We start from the raw sequence: 20327 nt of genomic DNA, 5'->3' as shown, positions 1-20327 counted from the left end.
ATCTTATTTGATGTAAAATCCAATACAGTTCATTTCCGTATCAAAGGAAATGGTAAACTGTGCCCTGCCGTCTGAAAACTGAGCCATTACAATGGCCAGCGCGTATTCTGTTCCCGTGTCCTTGTCCTTCTGTCCGCTGATATTGGTTCCGCTGATCTTTTCGAAATCCCCCAGCGGTTCGATGGTTCCCTCGATTCCGGCCCGGATCTGATCCTCCGTAATCTGTGCTTTCATCATCTCGCTGAGCATTCCGTAAGCTTCGCCGATCTTTCCCGTACAGGAAAGCTCTGCGATTTCTTCCGCTTTTTCCTGCACCTCCCTTTCATCGAAGTTTGACGAAAGCCTCGATGCACATCCGGCCGCAGGAAGCATCAACATGATTGCCGCCACCATAATACAAATTATTCTTTTTCCCTTTTTCATTTTTCTTCCCTTCTTTCTATTGGTATGGTGATACTCGTCTGGTATCCGTCTTTCAGTCTCGAAACCTGCATCGTTCCTCCATATGATTCCACAACATACCGGACATTGACAAGTCCGAGCCCTTCGTGTCCCTTTCTCTTTTTCCGCTTTGCCGGGCAGGAATTTCGAAGGCAGATCACAAGAAAATCTTTTGCTTCATCCATCTTGAGCGAAAGATAACGCTCTTCGCCGCACTCGGCAACTGCTTCCCTCGCATTGTCCAGCAGATTGGAAAAAATCGTCGTTACATCGATATCTTTCATGAACGAAAGATCCGCCTGCCCGATCTCAATACGAAGCCTTGCCCCTTTCATTTCCTGAAGATTCAGCTTTTCATTGAGGATCAGATTCAGCATCCGGTGTTCCGTATAGGTGACCCGTTCCAGACTCCTTAACATTCCTCCGATATCACTGCAATACCGGTCCGCCGCCTCCAGATCACCCAGGTGATACAGTTCCCCGATCATCTGAATATGATTTTTCACATCGTGAATTACCTTTCTGGATGCCTGATACTTCTCTTCCAGTTCCCGGTACTGATGCATCATCATCTCCTTTTGCTGTTCGTAGAGCTGATACTGTAAATTTTTCTTTTGCTGGCCGATCATATATCCGAAAAGATAAATAACCAGAAGATGAAGCAGTACAATCCCGAGCACCGCCACTGCCAGGCTCCCGTACCCGTAGATCATCAGCAGTGTCTCACCGTTCAGATACAAAGCAAAAATCAAAGCCAGCATCAGGAATGGAATAAGCAGAAATACTGCTGTCTGCCCGTTGGAAAGAAACACCTGATCCTTTTCACGGAACACTTTGACAAAATACCGGGAGACCAGAATGTATTCAGCTGCCAGCAGCAGATAAACCGCCGCCCGGAGCAGAAAATACCAGTTTCCGACCATCAGTGTCACGGAAGATCCAAAGCCGTATCCGAAAAAATCAAACAGCATCGTAAATACCAGATAACTTCCAAATACCGCCATGGCAAACAGGATGGTCTCCACAATTCCCGCCTTGGTCCGAAGGTAAAACAGCGATGACAGGACGAAGAGAATAAGCATACCGCACCCCGCATAAAGCAGCGCGTTTTCCTGCCTGAGTGTTAAAACCGAACTTAAGAATAAAATCAAAACCGTCGGAATACGGATGATGTGCGGGATCTCTTCCGCCCTGTGGTTCCGCTTCATGAAATACCATGCCGCATAGGTGTATGCCAGGCAGTAGAGAAGCTCTGCCAGTACAATAATGATTCTTTCTGTTTCTGTAAATCCTGTATTCATAACCATTTCCTCACAGCCGTCCGGCCAGAAACAGATTCAGTTCCTCCCGGAATGCCTTTCCCTTTTTCTGCGAAAGCGGAAGAACGCTTCCATCCATCATGGTAATCTCGTATCCTTTAATTCCCCTGACCTGATCCAGATTGACTACAAAGCTTTTGTGCGGCATTGCAAAGCCATACGGCCGCATTTTTTCCAGGCATTCACTGATCTTTGCCTGCTGGTAATAGACGCCTTCCTTTGTATGCACCTCAAGCATCCGGAATGTATATTCAAAGTAATAGATTTCCTCCGCCGGAATCCGGATTCTTCCCTCCTTCGTCAGAAGATCCACAACCGGCTTCTGATTTTCCTTCTGCATGTATTCCAGCGCTTCCTTAAGCTGCCGTTTAATTTCCTTTTCTTTGACCGGTTTGAGCAGGTAGCCGAAGGCATGAACTCCGAAAGCATATCCTGCATATCCGCCATAATTGGTAATATAAATAATTTCAACCTGCTTATCTGTCTTTCTGATCTCCTTCGCCGTCATGATTCCGTCCATCCCCGGCATATCAATATCCAGAAACAGAATATCATATTTACGGCCTGCCTCCAGTAATTCCTTTCCGCTTCGAAAGAGATCTACTTCGTATCGGTCCTCCTCTTCATGCAGGATCATTTTCCTGACATTTTCACACACAATTTCCTGATCGTCACAGACTGCAATCCGAATCATAAGCCCCTCCTTTTCCCCTTGTGCGTTCATTATAATTCTCTGAATTTTTATCTTCAAGTACCACAGCACGAAAGAAAGAAAATCCGGCATAAAAGACAGCAGCGGCGTTTCGTAGAACAACGAGTTGCGCTTGCGGAACTTTCGCACCGGGCGTGGTCGCTTTAGCGACAAATTTCTGCTTTGCGCGAGTGTGCATCCCGCGGAGCGTTTTTGTTTAACAGGGAACGAAGTTTCCTGTTAAACAAAAAAAGACTCCGTCAGGTTTTGCCTGACAGAGTCGGTAATATTTCCATTTTTTATTTTGTCTGAACCTGTTTTTCAGGCAAGTGCCTCCTCGTTTCCTGCTATGGTCACCGCCCTTCGCCCTACCGCATCAAAGCTGCTCCAGAATGTCTCTTTCTCCACGGTCTGCCATCCGTTTATCGGATCCGCAACCCGATACTGCCCGTATTCTTCCCCGGTCAGAACGACACAGCGCAGGTTGGTATAAGGCACATATTCTTCGCCGTCCGGAAGGATCCATGTGTAGGAATCCGAGTAGGCCGGCGGTGCATAATTCATCGTCACCCAGACCGCCACCGGAACAAGCAGCCATTTCTTCCTGTTTATTTCACTCATCTCCTCAAATTGGTTCTGTCTTTTCTTTCCGCCCGCTCAATCGAAAGTACTTGTGAAATATGTCTCTTTGCCACTTCTCTCATTGCCAGGTTGTACACGTTTTCCCCCCTGAGCCTGTGCCCATATTTCAGCCGGAATCCGCTGATTCCCTTTTATTTCCCGTTCCCGGCTTCTTTCCATATTTTCCGTTCCATCACGGTCAGCCAGATCTCCCAGATCAGGTAGTAGAGGATGGTAAAGACCGCTGCCGCAACCGTATACCGCAGCATATCCTCTGTCTGGTAGGACCGCACTTCAAATGTCAGCAGCGCAAATACTGTCTCGATCAGAATTCCGGCGGCCGCGGAAATCCAGAATGGCCGGTGAATCTGACGGTGCATCAGTTTCCGACGCTCTTTTCCCTTCATTCCAAGCCGGATCAGGAACAGATCCTGCTCCTGCATCGTTCCCGCCTCGCTCTGCGTCTTGGAATAAATCTGGAAGAGTCCGAATACAAAGACAAGCGCCGCTGCCACAGCCTGTGTCGTCAGATCCCGGACATTACTCTCTTTCACCTTTCCAATCATCTCATCCTTCGGATAAAGATTGCCGACCCGCTCATCAAATAACCGGTCGATCGGATGCTCTTCCTCCAGGAAAGAAAGCGCCGAAACCACATCCTCGTACTGATCCTTCGGTACTTCCCACAGAATCAGATTGGTCGGCCCGTCCGTCAGGTTGTCCTCATTCTGAACCATGTATTCTTCCCATGCTGCCTCTCCCTGCTCCAGAAGAACCGGCATGTTTTCTTCATTTTTCTTCCGTACGGATTCGTATCCCCGCTCAAATTCTTCATCGGAAAAGACAACAAGATGTTCCTGTTCTCCTTCTCCCAGAACTCCCGTCAGAATGTCCCGCTCTCTGCCGACTTCCTCATGACCGGTATAAATCTCATGCCTGCGGTCTACGCTGTAGTAGAGAAGCGGCTGTCCGAACCGGAGATAATTTCCCGTTCTGGAACCGCTGTAATCCAGATTTCTGGCCGGCATGGATACATTCTGCTGGTAAACCGTGTGAATCTCTCCATCTTTTAAATCCAGATTCTCCGGTGTTTTTCCAAGTGCCTCTTTCAAAGCCCGGTAGGTATCTTCGGAAATCCCGATATACTGTCCCTGCTCCATGCTTACCATCCGCTCGTCTTCCAGACTGCTGTTTCCTCTTACCGAGTTAACCCGCACCATCGGATAAATCTGCGTTTTCACGTCATACTCTTCCATGACCGCTTCCACCCGGTCCATATCCTGATCATAGGCCATGCTGACAATATCATATGGCAGCTGCGCCTCCGCCGATGGCGTAATCATTCCACTGATCAACGGAATTCCGGCAAAGGAAAGGACACAGATATGTACAACCGTCATGACGTAAATACTCCACCGGTTCTTTTTAAACCGGTATCTCCATTCCTTGTTCCAAAGCACATCCTTGATATATTTTTTCGGATTCAGCCGGGCTTTTTTGACGCTTCTTACCATCACTCCGGTCAGAATGAGGAACACGCCAAGGACAACAAACAGATAGCTTCCCTTATTCTCGCTCCAGGCTTCCGATGTATACCATGTCGCTGCCACATCAAGCAGCACCAGCCCCATAATCACCCTTCTCCATACGGCAGACGGCACGGTCTCCGCCTCTTTCTCCTCGTAGAGCACAGTGGAATTGCCCATCCGCAGGATATTTTCCTGATTCAGCATAGTAGAAAAAATCAGTGTCAGGAGAAACGCGATCCCGCCCCAGCCGATGACATAGGAGGAAAAGAACGATGGAAGCACGATTCTTCCCTGAAGCGCTTCTCTGAGTACAGAGTAGAGACCCCCTCCGGCAAGTATGCCGAGAATGGCGGATAATACCATACTGATGCCAAATTCTACCGCAAACAGAAGGTAGATCGTCCGGGTACGGATACCGAGAATCAGGAAAGTCCGGTATTCCCGGTTTCTCACCTTTGTATAATTGGAAATCAGGTTGTACATCAGCAGGATGCAGAGGAAAATAATCATCACTGTAGAACTTGTAAAGATCCCCTGCAGTTTCAAAATCCACTCCGGAATTCCCGGTACCTGCGGAATATTTCCGGATGAAAGGAATACTCCGAAGGCAACAATAAGGAAGATCGCAGTAAAGATCCCTCCCAGAATGAGAAGCACACCGTCTTTCATGCTGGAACGAAAGTTTTCCCATATAAGGATTCCAAGTTCTTTCGGATACCGCCCAGGAAAATAAAGTGCCTGCTTTCTACGGAGCTTTGCCGCTCTCTCCTGACGTTTGACCTCCCGGTAAGCTGCCATCTGCTCATACCATTCATCCAGGAAACGGAAACCTACATATTCAAACAGGCTGGCAATGGATACAAAAAGCAACGGCATCAGCTCAGCCTGTTCGCTATTCAGTTCTGTTCCGTGTACGCCTTCATAAGCGTTTGCCGCCTGAATGCAGGCGATCAGGCACAGAAATACCATTGCCCGTGATGCCAGGTCCAGCGCATGAACCTCTTTTTTCAAAAGCATCAGAATCAGACGCACCACATAAAGCAGTGCGGCAATGGTTCCCAGAATATGGCAAAACGCCAGCGTCGGACCTGCCGATGATCCAAGCCAGAAGTGCATATAGTCACCGGCCTGAAGCGCCTGAATCCATGCGCTGATCAGATTGTAGTTTTCCCCTCCTACCGGCAGCTGCCATACAACTGAATATAAAATCACTACAATCAGAGATAAAACGATTCTCCAGATTTTCGCCGCTTTCTTCATCTCTTCCTCTCTTTCTACCTATATCTGTTCCAGTGCATAAAGTGCAGCTCCTGCTGCTCCTACGATCTCCGGTTCCGGACAGATATAAAGTTTTCCCCCGATTTTTTCTTCTACCGCACGTACAACTCCCGGATTTTTCGCGACACCGCCGGTCATCATAAATTCCGGCTCCATTCCTGCTCTCTTTAAAAGTGAGTAGGATTTATTCGCGATCGCCCTGCAGATTCCATTTGCGATATCCGCCTTTTCTTTGTTATTGGCGATCAGAGAGATCACCTCCGACTCCGCAAAAACGGAACACATGCTTGTGATTTCAATATCCTCCGTCGATTTCATGGCGATCGGTCCCAGTTCATCGATATCGATCTCCAGAGATCTTGCTATCATCTCAAGGAAACGTCCAGTTCCTGCCGCGCACTTGTCATTCATGACAAAGTCCACGACTTCGCCGTTTTCATTTAACCGGATTCCCTTACTGTCCTGTCCTCCGATGTCGAGAATCGTCCGGATCTTCGGATTGAAATAATGAGCGCCCTTGCCGTGGCAGCTGATCTCGGTAACATTTTCATCTGCAAACGGAATGCTGACTCTTCCATATCCGGTAGATACAATTCTTGCGATGTCTTCTCGTTTCAGTCCGGCCCGGTCAAGCACCTCTTTTAAAATCCGGTCCGCACTCTCGCCGGACTTTGCTCCGGTCCGGATCACGGAAAATGCCCGGATTTTTCTGTCCTGATCCATGATCACGGCATTGGTCGACGTCGATCCGCTGTCAATCCCCATTACATACATGCTTTCCTCACCTCTCCTTTGTGATGTCTCTTTCCTGCTGCCTTTCAGTGATTCCAGAAATGCTTCCATCCTGGTCAGCACCTGTCCGTAACTCTGCTTCGTGTAATCTGTCTCCAGAAGCAGCATCGGCTTCTTTAAAATCCCTTTGAGCCATGCGTACTCATACGAATAATTATCGCAGAATTGGACGGTATGGTAAAGTACCCCGTCCACACTTTCTGCATATTTCTGAATCAGATCGTCTCTTCCGGCGGCAGCCTCCATCCGCATACACGGAAACTGGCTTAAAAGCCCTCTTACATATCCGCCAAACACATCTTCCGCATCGTAGAGCAGCTTTCTCGCAAGACCGGTACAGGTCAGGTCAAATGCCACATTGGCCCCTTTGTCCTTTAAGATCTGTTTGATCGTCTCGTCGGCTCTTGCACCGATGATTCCGATATTCGGCCCGCCCTTTTTCAGGGAAATCATTTCCTCCCTTTGATGGGCCCGGATAATTTCTTCCAGCTTTTCCTCCTCAAACTTCTTACCGGAATATACTTCATAAGCATGGATCATGTCACGGATCCGCTGTGCGTAAAGTGTGATCCCCGCATCTTTGATGATCCGCGGCGTATCCAGCATGTAAATGAATTTATCCGGCATCTCCTCGGTCAGTACGTCATAGAGCCTGCGGATGCTGTCGCAGCACGTCGTCAAGATGATTCCGTCATACTCTCCTTTTGACACTTCCTCCAGCACGCCCTTCGCAAAGCTGCAGATGTTCGGATGCATCTTCATATCCGCCTGATTAAAACTGGTCACCTGCGGCTCAATCCTCTGAACCGTTTCTCCCATGGCCGCGAAGACTTCCACAGGTGCATATTTACATATATATCCTAACATTCCTTTTCCTCTGTCTCCAACAATTCTAAAAATGCCTCCAGACGCGTCTTGATCTGTCCGTCGTGGCTGTTTCTCTTGTCAATCCCGTCACCGTCCAGAATCAGCATCGGGATGCCTTTTTCTTTCATCCGGTCTTTCAAGATCAGACTTCCGCCGGATGCCTGCTTGCATCCCCAGTGGCAGAAATGGATAACCGCGTCCGGTTTCAGCCGGTCCGCCAGCTCTCCGACCATATCGGCCTTCCGTGAATAAGAGCCATTGTACAGATTCCGGATGATCTTTTTGGCAAGTGACTCAAACGGTTTTTCCGGATCCATCTTCTCCATGTAATCAATGACAATATCCCCTGCCGTGATCTGATACTCTTTGCTTCCGTTAAAATATTTCTTCAGTGTTTCCTGATAAAACGGCAGAAGATGAATCCAGAGAATCCTCTTTCCTTCAAATTTCGGGTATGTCTGAATATCCTCGACCATAAAACGGATCAAGTCAAGAAATTCCTGCGTTCCGATAAGCAGATGGGTTCCCATCATCAGATACAACTGGCTGATAATCTCTCCCGGATAATAATAGGTATTCTGAAGTTCAAAAAACCGGAACAGCTCTTTTCTCGTCTCATTTTCGATCCGGATGGTCTCCCGCAGTTTTTCCTCGCTGAAACGTACTCCAAAAGTTTCGGAAAGCTTCTCTGCAAGTTCCCGAAGCTGATCCGCCAGATAGGAGACTGACGCCTCATCATCCCGGTACGGGACATCCAGAAAGGTAAACGGTACTCCCTTTTTCTTCTCCAGATAACGGAACGTATTGAGGTTTCCGTCACAGGAAAGAGAGGTCGTCACCGCATAGTGGGGCTGGCGCACCACGCCGCTGTCCACGCCTCCGACAAAAGTCTTATGATAGGAACAGAGTGTCGGCGCAATTCCGGCATTCTGTGCGTAGTCGATGAACTGATCTTCCAGATGATATCCGCTTAAATAGCACGAAAGACACTCGATGGAGAGTGTCCGGATTCCCATGCTCTGCATGATCTCGCACGGCGCGAAAATATTGCTCCACACATAGCTGTCCTCTCTGGCAAGAGCGTCCGCCACCAGTGACATCATCATCGATTCCAGCTTCTGATATCCTTTGGAAAGCCCGCTCTTTGGCAGAAGTCTGGTTCTCCATTTGTTTGCCTGAAACCCGAAAATCATTTTGTTCCAGCTTTTCTCAGGATGCTCGATTGCTTCCTGTCTTACAAAGTCAATATATTTGTCTGCAACTGACATGCTGTCATCCCTCCTTATTTCTTTGTAAGCGGTACGAAAGCCCCGATGAAAAGAGGATTCTCCTGTTTTTTCATCAGGGCCGGGCGTCTTAAAATGCCGCAAGCAGTTTTTCAATATGTTCTTCTTTTGTTGCCCATGACGTACAGATCCTGATCACCGTATGGTCCGCGTCATAGCGTGTCTCATGGTTAAACAGGAATTCTTTTTCCAGTTCCTGTAATTTCGTATCTTCCACAATCACGAACTGCTGATTCGTGATACTGTCCATATAGAAGCGGTATCCTTTCTCCTGAAGCTCCTTTTTCAGCTTCATGGCAAGCCGGTCCGCATGGCGTCCCATCTCCATGTAGAGGTCATTCTCAAACATGGCAAGGAACTGTAGGCCGAGGAGCCGTCCCTTTGCGAGCATTCCGCCTTTCTGCTTGATCAGGTAGCGGAAGTCCTCCTTCAGCGCCGAATGGCTGATAACGACACACTCCCCGAACAGCGCTCCCACTTTGGTGCCTCCGATATAAAAGGCATCTGTCAGTGCCGCAATGTCAGAAAGCGTCACATCGGTCCCTTCCGCTGCAAGTCCATAGGCAAGCCTTGCACCGTCCAGGAAAAGATACAGTCCGCACTCGTCGCAGACCTTTCTCAGATCTGTCAGTTCCTGTTTTGTATACAGCGTGCCAAGCTCTGTCGGATGTGAGATGTATACCAGCTTTGGCTGTACCATATGTTCATGCGCTCCATCCGCCCAGTGGCTGTCATGGGCCTCTTTGACCTGCGCCGCCGTAATCTTTCCGTCCTTGCCCGGCAGAGCAAGAACTTTATGGCCGCACGCCTCAACAGCACCGGTTTCATGAACATTGATATGTCCGGTCTGCGCGCAAAGCGCCCCCTGATACGGGCGAAGTGCCGCGTCGATCACGGTCAGATTGGTCTGAGTGCCGCCCACAAGAAAATGGATGTCCACGTCCTCCCGGCCAACTACTTTTCTGATACGGGCTCTTGCCTCTTCGCAGTACGGATCTTCCCCGTACCCGACACTCTGCTCCATATTCGTATCTATCAGTTTCTGAAGGACGGCCGGATGCGCTCCTTCCACATAATCATTCTGAAACATAATCATAGTCTTACCCTCCTGTCCGTTCTTTTAATCCTTATAACTCTCTATAACGCTGCGGATTGCTCCGCATTTCATGCCAACGTTATCAGTATATCACATTTTCCGGACATTTACATAAGCTGTGCGAAAAAGGATGCGCCCACAACCGTCAAAAGTCCTGCCGTGACGATCGCAAGGCTTCCCATGGCTCCCTCGACTTCGCCCATCTCCATGGCCTTGGCGGTTCCCATCGCATGGGAGGCGGTCCCAAGGGCCAGTCCTTTTGCGATCGGATGGCGGATCTTTAAGATCTTATAAAGCCATTCTGACGTGATATCTCCGATCATTCCGGTCACGCAGATGACCGCCACGGTGATGGCGGTTATACCACCCATTTCCTCTGAGACTCCCATCCCGATAGCTGTGGTGATGGACTTCGGGAGCAGGGTTACATACTGCTCGTGGTTTAAACCGAACAGTTTGGATAACAGAAAAATGCTGACAAGGCTTGTCAGTACGCCCGCCAGGAGCCCGCACAGAACAGCCGCCAGATTTTCCTTCAGAAGCTTGAGCTGTTCGTAAAGCGGCACCGCAAGGGCAACCGTCGCCGGAGTCAGAAAATAACTGATATATTTGGCGCTTGCATTATAGGACTCGTACTCTACGTTGGTGAGCGCCAGAAAGGCGATCAGTACAATCGCTGTGATCAGAAGCGGGTTCAGCACCGCAAGTTTGTACTTCCGTTTCAGCAGAAGCCCCCCTTCGTAGACAACCAGGCTGATCACCGGTCCAAAAAAGAGGGAATATTCAATAAAGCTCTGCATCTTATTCTTCTGCTCCTTTCTCCGTTTTCTCGATGACCTTTTCCGTCACAATGCCGGTCACTCCCATGACGAGAAGCGTCGTCACAAAGGTGATCACTATCACCGGCACTACCACCGGGCGCAGCTTATCCCAGGCTGTCATCAGTCCTACCGCCGCCGGAATAAACATCACCGGCATCAGTTCGATTAAAATCACCGATGCCTCTTTGACCTGAGGCACACGGATTAATCCGGTCATCAATGCCGTCAACATCAGCACCAGTCCATAAACACTGGCCGGAACCGGAAACGGGAGGATCCGGTTAAGGATCTCCCCCAGAAGTGAAATTATCATTATAATTAAAAATTGCCGTAATACTTTCATATTTTTCTCCTGTTTCTTTTCTGTCATTATGTAAAAGGCATATACGCAGCCGTTTTAGGATACGCCCTGCCCGGACGCATGATCCAGCAGATAGACAACAAGCATATCCACCATCTTGTCATAGCTTTCCACACCGTTTTCCTGCCCGTTCGACTTTAAATAGGCATCGTTAATCTGATTGGACACCTCCGCAATCCTGCCTTCATGCTCTGCCCAGAACGCATCATTTCTCTGAAGGTCTTTTCTTGCGTTTTCCGGAAGCATCCCGTAAAGTTCCTCGTAGGATGCCTGATCATAATTCCAGAGCTGGTTGGTCGCATACAGCCATCCGGATAAAGCCGCACTGTACCGGAATTCCGCCACATCCGACCGGCTGCACGCAAGCCAGGCGATGAAGTTTGCCTCCCGCTCCTGCATGAATCCTTTCAGGTGAGAGAGCTCGTGGCACATGGTAAACGGAATATTATACGCAGTCATGTCCCCATTATAATTGGCTTCCACCGTAAACGGGGAATAAATTCCCGTCAGTGACTGTATGGAAAGGAATTCCGAAAAAATCAGCTTTTTCGGCTCCGGATAATAACCCTTCAGTTCCCGGTAGTCTTCCCCCAGCGTCTGCATGGCCCGGACCGCATTCTTTCCGGCATCGGTCGTAAAGAGAAGCTCCCCGTCATCGTCCCTTGTAACAGAAGGCTCCGTATCCTGCACCGCCTGAGTCAGCGTCAGGCAGACGCTCCGCAGTTCATCCACGGTATAGTCCCGCGGAAGAATTCCGCTCCGCTCTGCAAACGAGGTGCTCCGGTAATTGATCCCGCAGTTGATCACATATAGAAATGCGAGAACCGATACGGTCCACAGCAGTACGACCGCCGTCTTCTTCGTCCGGTAAAAATTCCAGTTTTTATGGATAATCGAAAGCAGAATGTACAGAAAACCTAAAATGAGAGTCAGCACAAAAAGATACAGGCCGATCTCCGCCACAGAGGTCGGAACCAGCCCGAAAATCCGCCCGATACTTCCCGTCAGAGCCGGATAGATATGCTCTGTATGCCAGTCGGCAAATCCGTCTACATACACCGACGCAGCCATCAGGGCCACTGAGACGGCAAGAAGAATCAACGGAATCAGCACCCGCTTTTTAACTCGTCTCTTTCGTCTCTTCCTCATTTGCAAAACCTCCCGGAAACATCTTGTGAAAATAGTCTCTTGTCCGGCGGACATCCTGATCCACCTGATTTTTGACTTCCTCAAGGGAATCAAACTTCTGAATCCCCCGCAGGAAAAGATAAAACTCAATCATCACTTTTTTCCCGTACAGGTCCATGTCAAGCCCCGGTATATATGTCTCCACCGTAGTCTTCGGATCATTGTCCACCGAAGGTCTTGTCCCTACATTGGTGACACCTGCGTACCGCTTCCCGTCAATCCACGCCATAACTCCGTAGACTCCGTGCTCCGGAAGTTTGTCCTCTTCCTGATACTGTAGATTCGCCGTCGGCATACCGACCTTTCTTCCATTTCCTTTTCCGTGAATAATGATTCCTGTTAATGTATACAATGGTGTTCCTCCGCCTGTCCATTTTACTTCATAACGCTTATTATGACATTTTTCTCCAAAGCAATCAAGACTAACTTCTTTTTTGCACAAATTTATGGAAGCATACTTGCGGCCGCAAGACCGAGGGCAAGAAAGGGGCCAAGGGGAATGGTCTCTTTCCTTTTGCGCTTTTTGACGGCTGTCATGGCAAGTCCATAGATTCCTCCCGCCAGAAGCCCCAGAAACAGCCCAAGGATCCCCCGACTTGTTCCGAGGCAGAAGCCGGCTGCCGCCATCAGTTTGATATCTCCGCCTCCAAACGCTCCCTTTACAAGCAGGGCGGAAAGAAACAACGGAAATGCACTGGACACTGCCCCTGACACCGCCTGCAGAAGAGACAGCTGCTGCCACGTATCCGTAAAAACGGCAAGCAGCCCCGTAATCAGGAGAAGTGCCGGATAACGGTCCGGAATCTTTTTTTCGTTCCAGTCCGACACTGCCGCACCAAAAAGTACTGTCAGAAACAGTAGTTCACATACGATATTCATAACATCCTCTTTTCGTGGTTTTTATGATAAGCCGATTGATAACTCAGAATTGTTTTCAGAAAAGGAGAAAGGGAGATGTCCCTTTCCCCGGTTGAATTGTCTTTGAATGATTTTTTGCTATTTTTCTTCCTCGTTCTTTAAAGTCCGGAACCAGAAGACCGTCATCTGATCCTGATAATCCACCCCATAGGTCATGCCATGCGCTTTCAGGATCGTGCTGACAATGGAAAGCCCAAGCCCGGTTCCCTCCCTGCGTCCTGCCTGATGCTGGCTTCTCTGATACCTCTCCCAGATCAGTTCCCGCTCCTCCTCCGGAATTGGATTTCCCGGATTTTTCACTTCTACAAGACAGCCATCTTCTCCCGTCTTCAGGGATACGATAATTTCCTTTTTATTTTCAGTATGATTCAAAGCATTATATAGAAGGTTTCGGATCACCTGGCTCATTTTCAGCGCATCTACATATACCGGAATCTCCGTTTCATCCGAAACAAACCGAAGCTGAATTCCGTACTCTCTGGCACTCGGCTCGCAAAACATGATTTCAGATTCTACGATTTCATACAGGTTGTACCATTCTTTTTTCAACTGAAGATAGCCAGTCTGAAGCTGAGAATAGTCCAGAATATCATTTACCATCTCGCTCATACGCTTTGATTCCCGGATAATCAGGTTCAGATCTTCCGTACGTTTTTCCTCATCCTTCCAGTGGATGTCGCGGACCATTTCCGCATACCCTCCGATCAGGGCCAGAGGAGAACGGAGTTCATGAGAGACATTGGCAATGACTTCTTTCCGTAGATCGTCCACTCTCCGAAGTGCCCGTGAAAGCTCTTCCACGGAGTCCGCCAGCTGTCCGACTTCATCATTCAGCTTCAGGTTCGGTACCGCTGTCAGATCCCCTTTTGCCAGGTCATCTACGGTACCTTTGATAATATGTATCGGTTTCGTAAACTTTCTGGAAAGGATATGCGCCAGAATTGCCGAAGCAATCATCAGAAGAACGCTGAAAAAGATCAGCTGTCTGCGGTTCATATCCAGTACCTGATTCAGTTCCGTAAAATTCTGTGTCAGAATAATATATTCCTTTTCTCCGTTATAGAGGACCGGAATCCCGATTTCATAAGATATCAGCTGTGATCTTTCCCTCACTTCCCTGCTGAAAGACTCCCCGTCCAGAATGGATTGGTATTCTTCGCTGTCTCTGATATTCTGCCAGGGCTTGATATTTTTCTCATCTTCATCGATGTCCAGCTGGTGTCCGTAACTGTAAATGGCTTCCAGCCGGCCTTCGGAATCGACAATCATCAGCTTGCCGTTAATCGTCTTGCTCAAATATGGAATCAGCTGATCATTGTCTGCCAGATCTTCACTGTTGAGCTGTTCCTCCACCGGTTCCAGCCGTTCCTGTATCCCTTCAATCGCCACCTTGGTATAATTTCTCTCCAGGACAAGGATCTGGATAACCCACATCAGGACGATCGTAAAGATGACAAGAGCCATCATGATGAGCCAGAGACGCGCCATCATGCTGGAAAAAAGGCAGTGCTTTTTTTTATTCTCTGTACTCAAATTTATATCCGACTCCCCACACAGTCTGAATCAGCTTCCGGCGGTCTCCCAGATGCTCTCTCAGAGATTTGACATGGGAATCTACGGTCCTTGTATCTCCATGGTACTCGTATCCCCATACTGTCTCCAGAAGCTGTTCCCTTGTCAGGACAATGTGTTCATTTTGTGCCAGCTTAACCAGCAAATCAAATTCCTTGGGCGGCAGATTGATCGTCTTCTCCCCGATTTCCACCAGCCTCGCATCGATCTGAATCCTCAGATCACCAAACTGTAAAATCATATTCGGCGCGCTTCCGGTCCTTTTGAGTACCGCATTCACTCTTGCCATCAGTTCTTTCGGACTGAACGGCTTGGAGACATAATCGTCCGCGCCCAGATTAAATCCAAGAAGCTTGTCATACTCCTCGCTCCTTGCAGTCAGCATGATCACCGGGATCTGTGAGTGCTCCCGGATCTCCGCAAGAGCCTCAAAACCGTCCTTTCCCGGCATCATAATATCCAGAATCAATATATCAAAATCCGTCTTATCCAGCAGGTCGATTGCTTCCTGCGCATTTTCCGCCTCCTGGCACTGGAATCCCTCCAGTTCTGCGTAAGTCGATACCAGTTTTCTCAGATGCATGTCATCATCCGCGATCAGCATCCTTCTCAGCATCCGCCTCATCCTTACCCCTCCTTCCATCCTGCCCCATGGACAGTACCCCTTTTCGGGTTCATTTTTTCTATTGTAAAGTGTAATTGTAAGAATTTTGTGTGCATTTTCTAAAAAAACATGGGAAAACGGATGAGGCGGTTTTCCTGCTATTCTTTCCGTGTTTTCGCATTCATTACAAGCATCTGGAGCCGGTTTTCTATATTTGCAAAACTGACATCCGGATCATAATCCAGCGTCAGGATCTGGATATCCGGATACCGCTCTTTGAGCCTCTTGGAAATTCCTCTTCCGACCACATGGTTCGGTAGACATCCAAACGGCTGTAAAATAACGAAGAACTTACAGCCATTCTTTGCGTGGTGCAGTATTTCTCCCGGAATCAGCACCCCTTCTCCCGCGTCAAACGTATGATGAATGATCGGATCGCTGTCCTTGACCAGATCCTGCATTCTGCATGCCGGGCGATAAAGCGGATGCATTTTTGCGATCGAATCCGTCACGTTGTGGGCCAGATTGAAGATCTGATTTGCTGTGTGGAACCACACCTTATCCTTGACCGGCTTCTTCAGATGATATTCCCTGTTCTGGCTGTCTTTATAAAAATAAGTCTTACGGATTACATCCGTCATCCGCGCTTCAACAATCTCAAACCCGTTGTTTTCCAGATATCTTTCAATCTCATGATTGGCACCCGGATGGAAATTCAGAAGGTACTCTCCGACAATCAGTACCCGCGGCCGCGGGGTTGTCCGGTCATATGAAACCTGTTTCATGATTTCGATGGCCTTTTTAAAGCCTTTCTTCATTCCGGAAATGCCGGAGCGTTCCAGTCCTCCTATCACCTGATCCATTGCTTTTTCAAATGCCCGGTCCGCACTTCCTTCTTCCGTCTCATACGGCCGGATCTTCCGAAGAAGTTCCTCCAGCACATCGATCATCGGAAGACCGAAGGCAATCCGCATGGCGGAAAGCAGATTCATCTGAAAGCCCGGATGCAGGTTGTGATAATCCATATCGTCATTGGTCAGAATCGGAACATTCTCGTATCCCGCATCATCCAGAGCCTTGCGAAGCAGCGCACCGTAATGGGTAAGACGGCAGTCTCCGATATATTTTCCCATTGCGATTGCCACATGGTCGGTATCGTACTTTCCGCTTTTCAGCGCCGCAAGAGCTTCGCCAATGACAATCTGTGCCGGGAAGCAGATATCATTGTGCACATACTGCTTCCCGAGCCGGATCGCTTCCTCCCGACCGATCTCCAGCGGAACCGTGCGGATTCCCTGCCCTGCATAGGCCGCTGCCATCAGTCTGGAAAAGGCATGGGATGTATTCGGGATCAACACAACTTTTTCCTGTCTGCTTTCTTTCGTATATTTCACCGGATACGGATCTTTCAGTTCATGAAGTTCAAGTCCCCGTTTTTTCTCCCTTCCCATGGCTACCGTCTCCAGGAAGGAACGGACACGGATTCGGAGCGGTCCTTGAATATCACTTTCATCCAGCTTCAAAACAAGCGGTGTCTTACCGGAAATCTCCTTCATGAGACGGATGATTTCGTCTGAAAGGTATGCATCATGACCGCAGCCAAAGCTTACGATCTGCACATATTCCAGATGTTCGTTGCCAGCCGCAAGGATTGCAGAAGAAATCATCCGTGCATGGTAGTTGTTTACGATATCCAGCCGGCTTTTGCTTAAATCCACCTCATTGGCCTCCGGCAGGGAGTCCGCCGTCAGCACCGGGATTCCCATCCGCGTAAACATATCCGGCAGATCGTGGTTGACCAGAGAATCATTCTGATACGGCCTTGCCGCCAGTACCACCGCGAATCTTCCGGTACGGGTCACTTCCTCAAGGATGGCGCTTCCCGCTTTTTTCAGTTCGGTGTGGAAGGTATCTTCCGCCCGGTCTGCCGCTTCCATGGCCTGTCTTGTCATCTCTTCCGGGATCTGGAAGGTCGCTTTCATATACTGAGTCAGCTGCCTGTCCCGGTCTTCCTTCGTATACCAGTGGAACAGCGGGGCGTCATACGGGATTCCCCACATCTGCGCCGGATTGTCCGAGTTGCGCACGACAATCGGATATCCCTTTACAACCGCGCACATGGACTCACTTGTCTTTTCCGTGTTCTCGGTCGGAACCGTCGTGATCGATGGCATGAAAATCCGGTCCACCTTTTTGGACGCCAGATTTCTCAGGTGCCCGTGGACAAGCTTTGCCGGAAAGCAGACTGTATCTGAAGTTACCGCTGAAAGACCTTTTTCATAAATCTTCCTTGTACTCGGATCCGAAATCTTTACATCAAATCCCAGAGATTCAAAAAATGTTACCCAGAACGGCATCGTCTCCCAGAAGGAAAGAACACGCGGAATTCCGATGGTAATGTTCCTTTTCGGTGCAAGCTCCGGATGCGGATACTCCCGGAACAGAAGCTTTTCCCGCTTCCGGAACAGGTTCGGCACGGCATTTGCCTTCTGCGTCTTTTCCTTTAACTGCTGCCGAACATTGGAATCCTCCGGCATGCCAAGCACCGTTCCCCTCTCACACCGGTTGTTCGTGATCCACGCATTGCCGTTGGAGAAGGTGACGATCGTCCTCTTACAATGGTTCTGGCAGAACGGGCACGGAGAATTGGACTCCTGCTTATAGGAAAAATCATCCAGAGAGTCCAGATCGATAAACGTCCTTTTCTCCGGTTCTTTCTGGTGGCGTTCCTTTGCGATCAGCGCAATTCCGATGGCTCCCATGATGCCCGGATACGGCGCCCGGAATACTTCCCGCCCGAGGTATTCTTCCATCGCCCGGACTACCGCATCATTTTCAAACGTGCCGCCCTGCACGACAATCCGGTCTCCCAGAGAGTCCCGGTTGGAAATGCGGACGACTTTCGTAAAGACATTTTCTATAATGGAACGGCACAGACCGGCCATGATATCCTCCGGCTGTCTTCCGTTTCTCTGCTCTGTAATAATGCTGCTGTTCATAAAGACCGTACACCGGCTTCCAAGCACCGCCGGATGCCTGGACGAAAATGCCACCTCGGCGATCTGCTTTGATGGTATCTGCAAGGTAGATGCGAAGTTTTCCAGGAAGGAACCGCAGCCTGATGAACATGCCTCATTGACAAGAATGTTGGTAATAACACCGTTGTCCATCCAGATCGCTTTCATGTCCTGTCCGCCGATATCTAGAATAAATGTCGCATCACTGACATATTTCTGCACCGCCCTTGCGTGTGCTACCGTCTCTACGGTATGGTACTCTGCCTGGAATGCCTTGGCAAAGAGCTGCTCACCGTATCCGGTTGTCCCTGCCGCAATGATTTCCAGTCTGGCACCCGCCTTTTTGTAGCGCTCCCGCATCTCAATCAGGGCACGCTTTGCCACCATAAGCGGTTCTCCTTCATTCGGTGCATAGAAAGAGCCGAGAATTTCCTCGTCTTCTCCGATCAGAACAAATTTTGTCGTCGTACTGCCCGAATCGATTCCCAGATAGGCTCTCACCGTCTCTCCCGGTTCCGGCTGTTTCCATTCCACCGGTTTTGTCGCATGTCTGCGGCGGAATATCTCTTCCTCTTCTTTAGACGCAAAAAATGGCCGGGCTTCCTTCGAGTCGGCATCCTTTTCTTCTTTTGCATTCTGAAGAAGCTGTGCGTACTCGGAAGCGGTACGGCTTTTCGTTTCAAACATCGTCTTCAGCGAGATGGCTGCGCCATAGGCCACCATCAGTTCCGGGTGTTCCGGCCTTAAAATATCCTCCGGAGAAAGATCCAGACGCTCGGCAAAGACACGGACGAGAACCGGATTAAAGGTAAGCGGTCCTCCCTCAAATGCTACCGGCTTTTCGATCTCAAGTCCCTGGGCGAGACCGCCGATGGTCTGCTTGGCAATCGCGTGAAATGCAGAAAGAGCCAGATCGGACTTGGCCACTCCCTGATTCAAAAGGGGCTGGATATCGGTCTTGGCATACACGCCGCACCGTCCTGAAATATCATAGACACAGGTTCCCTGTTCAGCCAGCGCATTGAAATCCTCCACGGAAACTTTGAGAACGGACGCGATCTCATCGATAAATGCGCCGGTCCCTCCGGCACAGCTTCCATTCATCCGCATGTCTGCGACCTGAAGTGCTCCCGTCCCCTCTTCCCTGCGGAAGAAGATCATCTTTGCATCCTGTCCTCCAAGCTCAATGGCGCTCCCTACGGACTCATACTTGTCCTGAAGCGCGATGGCATTTGCCGCCACCTCCTGTACAAAAGGGACATCCATTTTCTTTGCAACGGGTTTGGCTCCCGAACCGGTCAGCGCGATCCGCACCGGCACATCCGGGCATTCCCGCGCGAATTCCTCTACCGCGCGGACGACACTTTTTAACTGCTTTGCATGGTGCCGTCTGTAATTTGAATACAGGATTGTCCCTTGTTCCGGGTCCACCGCAACGATCTTTGTCGTGGTGGATCCAACGTCAATTCCAACCAGTAATTCCTGATCAGATGAAAGTCTTAAATCTCTGCTAATCATATACTTCATCTGCCTTTTCTTAATGTATCTTAAATTTTTTCATCTACCTTGAAACAGGATTCCCCTGACGGACCATCTGTCGGCAGGGGAATCCCATTCAATTTGTCATGATTGAATTATTAACACAAAGTGAGGAAAATGTCAATTTTTCTGTTTACTGATTTAAAATCCGCATAAACTCCTCTTACAGTACCGGACATACGGTTTTCATATCCGTACCGTCTGTTTCATTTACGATCAGGAAAAGTCCGTCCATTCCCGGCAGCCCGCTCTGTATCTTATCAAATGCTCCCATAACACACCTCCTTCACTTTTGCGAAACCTTCATAACAGAAAGACTTCTGTCACAGAACCTTAAAAATAAGAAAAGGACAAAGAAAATCCGTGCAAACGCGAACTTCTTTGTCC

16 protein-coding genes are annotated in these 20327 nt (G+C 49.1%); all 16 read right to left on the bottom strand.

Going from position 1 to position 20327, the window contains the following annotated elements:
- Window positions 1-3 precede the first annotated feature (3 nt).
- On the bottom strand, window positions 4-423 hold the full coding sequence (locus H6A32_RS10210) for a DUF3887 domain-containing protein (RefSeq protein WP_087253143.1): 420 nt from the start codon (window positions 421-423) through the stop codon (window positions 4-6).
- Window positions 420-1742 carry a sensor histidine kinase gene (locus tag H6A32_RS10205; RefSeq protein WP_158099250.1) on the bottom strand — a complete coding sequence of 441 codons (1323 nt, stop codon included), beginning with the start codon at window positions 1740-1742 and terminating at the stop codon, window positions 420-422. The genes H6A32_RS10210 and H6A32_RS10205 overlap by 4 nt, the downstream gene beginning before the upstream one ends.
- Window positions 1743-1752: 10 nt before the next feature.
- Entirely contained in the window at window positions 1753-2454 is a 702-nt protein-coding gene (locus H6A32_RS10200; RefSeq protein WP_087169155.1) for a LytR/AlgR family response regulator transcription factor, read from the bottom strand.
- Window positions 2455-2772: 318 nt separating this feature from the next.
- Window positions 2773-3072, bottom strand: a complete 300-nt coding sequence (locus tag H6A32_RS10195; RefSeq protein WP_138373794.1) for a hypothetical protein — start codon at window positions 3070-3072, stop codon at window positions 2773-2775.
- 152 nt (window positions 3073-3224) lie between these two features.
- The gene (locus H6A32_RS10190; protein WP_204864284.1) at window positions 3225-5861 is read right to left on the bottom strand and encodes an FtsX-like permease family protein; all 2637 of its coding nucleotides are present in this window, start codon (window positions 5859-5861) and stop codon (window positions 3225-3227) included.
- A gap of 18 nt (window positions 5862-5879) precedes the next feature.
- Window positions 5880-7538 (bottom strand): acyl-CoA dehydratase activase, encoded by a 1659-nt coding sequence (locus H6A32_RS10185; RefSeq protein WP_204864283.1) that lies wholly within the window; start codon window positions 7536-7538, stop codon window positions 5880-5882.
- Window positions 7532-8806, bottom strand: a complete 1275-nt coding sequence (locus H6A32_RS10180; protein WP_204864282.1) for a 2-hydroxyacyl-CoA dehydratase subunit D — start codon at window positions 8804-8806, stop codon at window positions 7532-7534. The genes H6A32_RS10185 and H6A32_RS10180 overlap by 7 nt, the downstream gene beginning before the upstream one ends.
- 88 nt (window positions 8807-8894) lie before the next feature.
- On the bottom strand, window positions 8895-9920 hold the full coding sequence (locus H6A32_RS10175; protein ID WP_087253126.1) for a threonine aldolase family protein: 1026 nt from the start codon (window positions 9918-9920) through the stop codon (window positions 8895-8897).
- 107 nt (window positions 9921-10027) lie between these two features.
- Entirely contained in the window at window positions 10028-10720 is a 693-nt protein-coding gene (locus H6A32_RS10170) for an LrgB family protein (RefSeq protein ID WP_138373790.1), read from the bottom strand.
- A gap of 1 nt (window position 10721) precedes the next feature.
- Complete coding sequence (locus H6A32_RS10165) at window positions 10722-11054, bottom strand: CidA/LrgA family protein (protein ID WP_346342271.1); 333 nt, start codon at window positions 11052-11054, stop codon at window positions 10722-10724.
- Window positions 11055-11138: 84 nt separating this feature from the next.
- Window positions 11139-12251 carry a DUF3810 domain-containing protein gene (locus H6A32_RS10160; RefSeq protein ID WP_191436262.1) on the bottom strand — a complete coding sequence of 371 codons (1113 nt, stop codon included), beginning with the start codon at window positions 12249-12251 and terminating at the stop codon, window positions 11139-11141.
- A complete protein-coding gene (locus H6A32_RS10155; protein WP_158099247.1) occupies window positions 12223-12642 on the bottom strand; it encodes a riboflavin kinase in 420 nt (139 codons plus the stop codon). The genes H6A32_RS10160 and H6A32_RS10155 overlap by 29 nt, the downstream gene beginning before the upstream one ends.
- 92 nt (window positions 12643-12734) lie before the next feature.
- Complete coding sequence (locus H6A32_RS10150) at window positions 12735-13169, bottom strand: prepilin peptidase (protein ID WP_087253118.1); 435 nt, start codon at window positions 13167-13169, stop codon at window positions 12735-12737.
- Window positions 13170-13286: 117 nt separating this feature from the next.
- The gene (locus tag H6A32_RS10145) at window positions 13287-14741 is read right to left on the bottom strand and encodes a sensor histidine kinase (RefSeq protein ID WP_204864281.1); all 1455 of its coding nucleotides are present in this window, start codon (window positions 14739-14741) and stop codon (window positions 13287-13289) included.
- Window positions 14725-15405: a response regulator transcription factor gene (locus H6A32_RS10140; protein ID WP_330616794.1), complete on the bottom strand. Its 681-nt coding sequence runs from the start codon at window positions 15403-15405 to the stop codon at window positions 14725-14727. The genes H6A32_RS10145 and H6A32_RS10140 overlap by 17 nt, the downstream gene beginning before the upstream one ends.
- A 137-nt stretch (window positions 15406-15542) precedes the next feature.
- Entirely contained in the window at window positions 15543-19928 is a 4386-nt protein-coding gene (locus tag H6A32_RS10135) for an acyl-CoA dehydratase activase (RefSeq protein WP_243424898.1), read from the bottom strand.
- Window positions 19929-20327 lie beyond the last annotated feature (399 nt).

Source organism: Drancourtella massiliensis (assembly GCF_016900655.1).
GTDB lineage: Bacteria > Bacillota > Clostridia > Lachnospirales > Lachnospiraceae > Sellimonas > Sellimonas catena.
This window is presented reverse-complemented; position numbering and strand designations above follow the sequence as displayed.

Coding starts and splice junctions, on each gene's coding strand:
- H6A32_RS10210 (WP_087253143.1), bottom strand. CDS start 423: ATGAAAAAGGGAAAAAGAATAATTTGTATTATGGTGGCGGCAATCATG.
- H6A32_RS10205 (WP_158099250.1), bottom strand. CDS start 1,742: ATGAATACAGGATTTACAGAAACAGAAAGAATCATTATTGTACTGGCA.
- H6A32_RS10200 (WP_087169155.1), bottom strand. CDS start 2,454: ATGATTCGGATTGCAGTCTGTGACGATCAGGAAATTGTGTGTGAAAAT.
- H6A32_RS10195 (WP_138373794.1), bottom strand. CDS start 3,072: ATGAGTGAAATAAACAGGAAGAAATGGCTGCTTGTTCCGGTGGCGGTC.
- H6A32_RS10190 (WP_204864284.1), bottom strand. CDS start 5,861: ATGAAGAAAGCGGCGAAAATCTGGAGAATCGTTTTATCTCTGATTGTA.
- H6A32_RS10185 (WP_204864283.1), bottom strand. CDS start 7,538: ATGTTAGGATATATATGTAAATATGCACCTGTGGAAGTCTTCGCGGCC.
- H6A32_RS10180 (WP_204864282.1), bottom strand. CDS start 8,806: ATGTCAGTTGCAGACAAATATATTGACTTTGTAAGACAGGAAGCAATC.
- H6A32_RS10175 (WP_087253126.1), bottom strand. CDS start 9,920: ATGATTATGTTTCAGAATGATTATGTGGAAGGAGCGCATCCGGCCGTC.
- H6A32_RS10170 (WP_138373790.1), bottom strand. CDS start 10,720: ATGCAGAGCTTTATTGAATATTCCCTCTTTTTTGGACCGGTGATCAGC.
- H6A32_RS10165 (WP_346342271.1), bottom strand. CDS start 11,054: ATGATAATTTCACTTCTGGGGGAGATCCTTAACCGGATCCTCCCGTTT.
- H6A32_RS10160 (WP_191436262.1), bottom strand. CDS start 12,251: ATGAGGAAGAGACGAAAGAGACGAGTTAAAAAGCGGGTGCTGATTCCG.
- H6A32_RS10150 (WP_087253118.1), bottom strand. CDS start 13,169: ATGAATATCGTATGTGAACTACTGTTTCTGACAGTACTTTTTGGTGCG.
- H6A32_RS10140 (WP_330616794.1), bottom strand. CDS start 15,405: ATGAGGCGGATGCTGAGAAGGATGCTGATCGCGGATGATGACATGCAT.
- H6A32_RS10135 (WP_243424898.1), bottom strand. CDS start 19,928: ATGAAGTATATGATTAGCAGAGATTTAAGACTTTCATCTGATCAGGAA.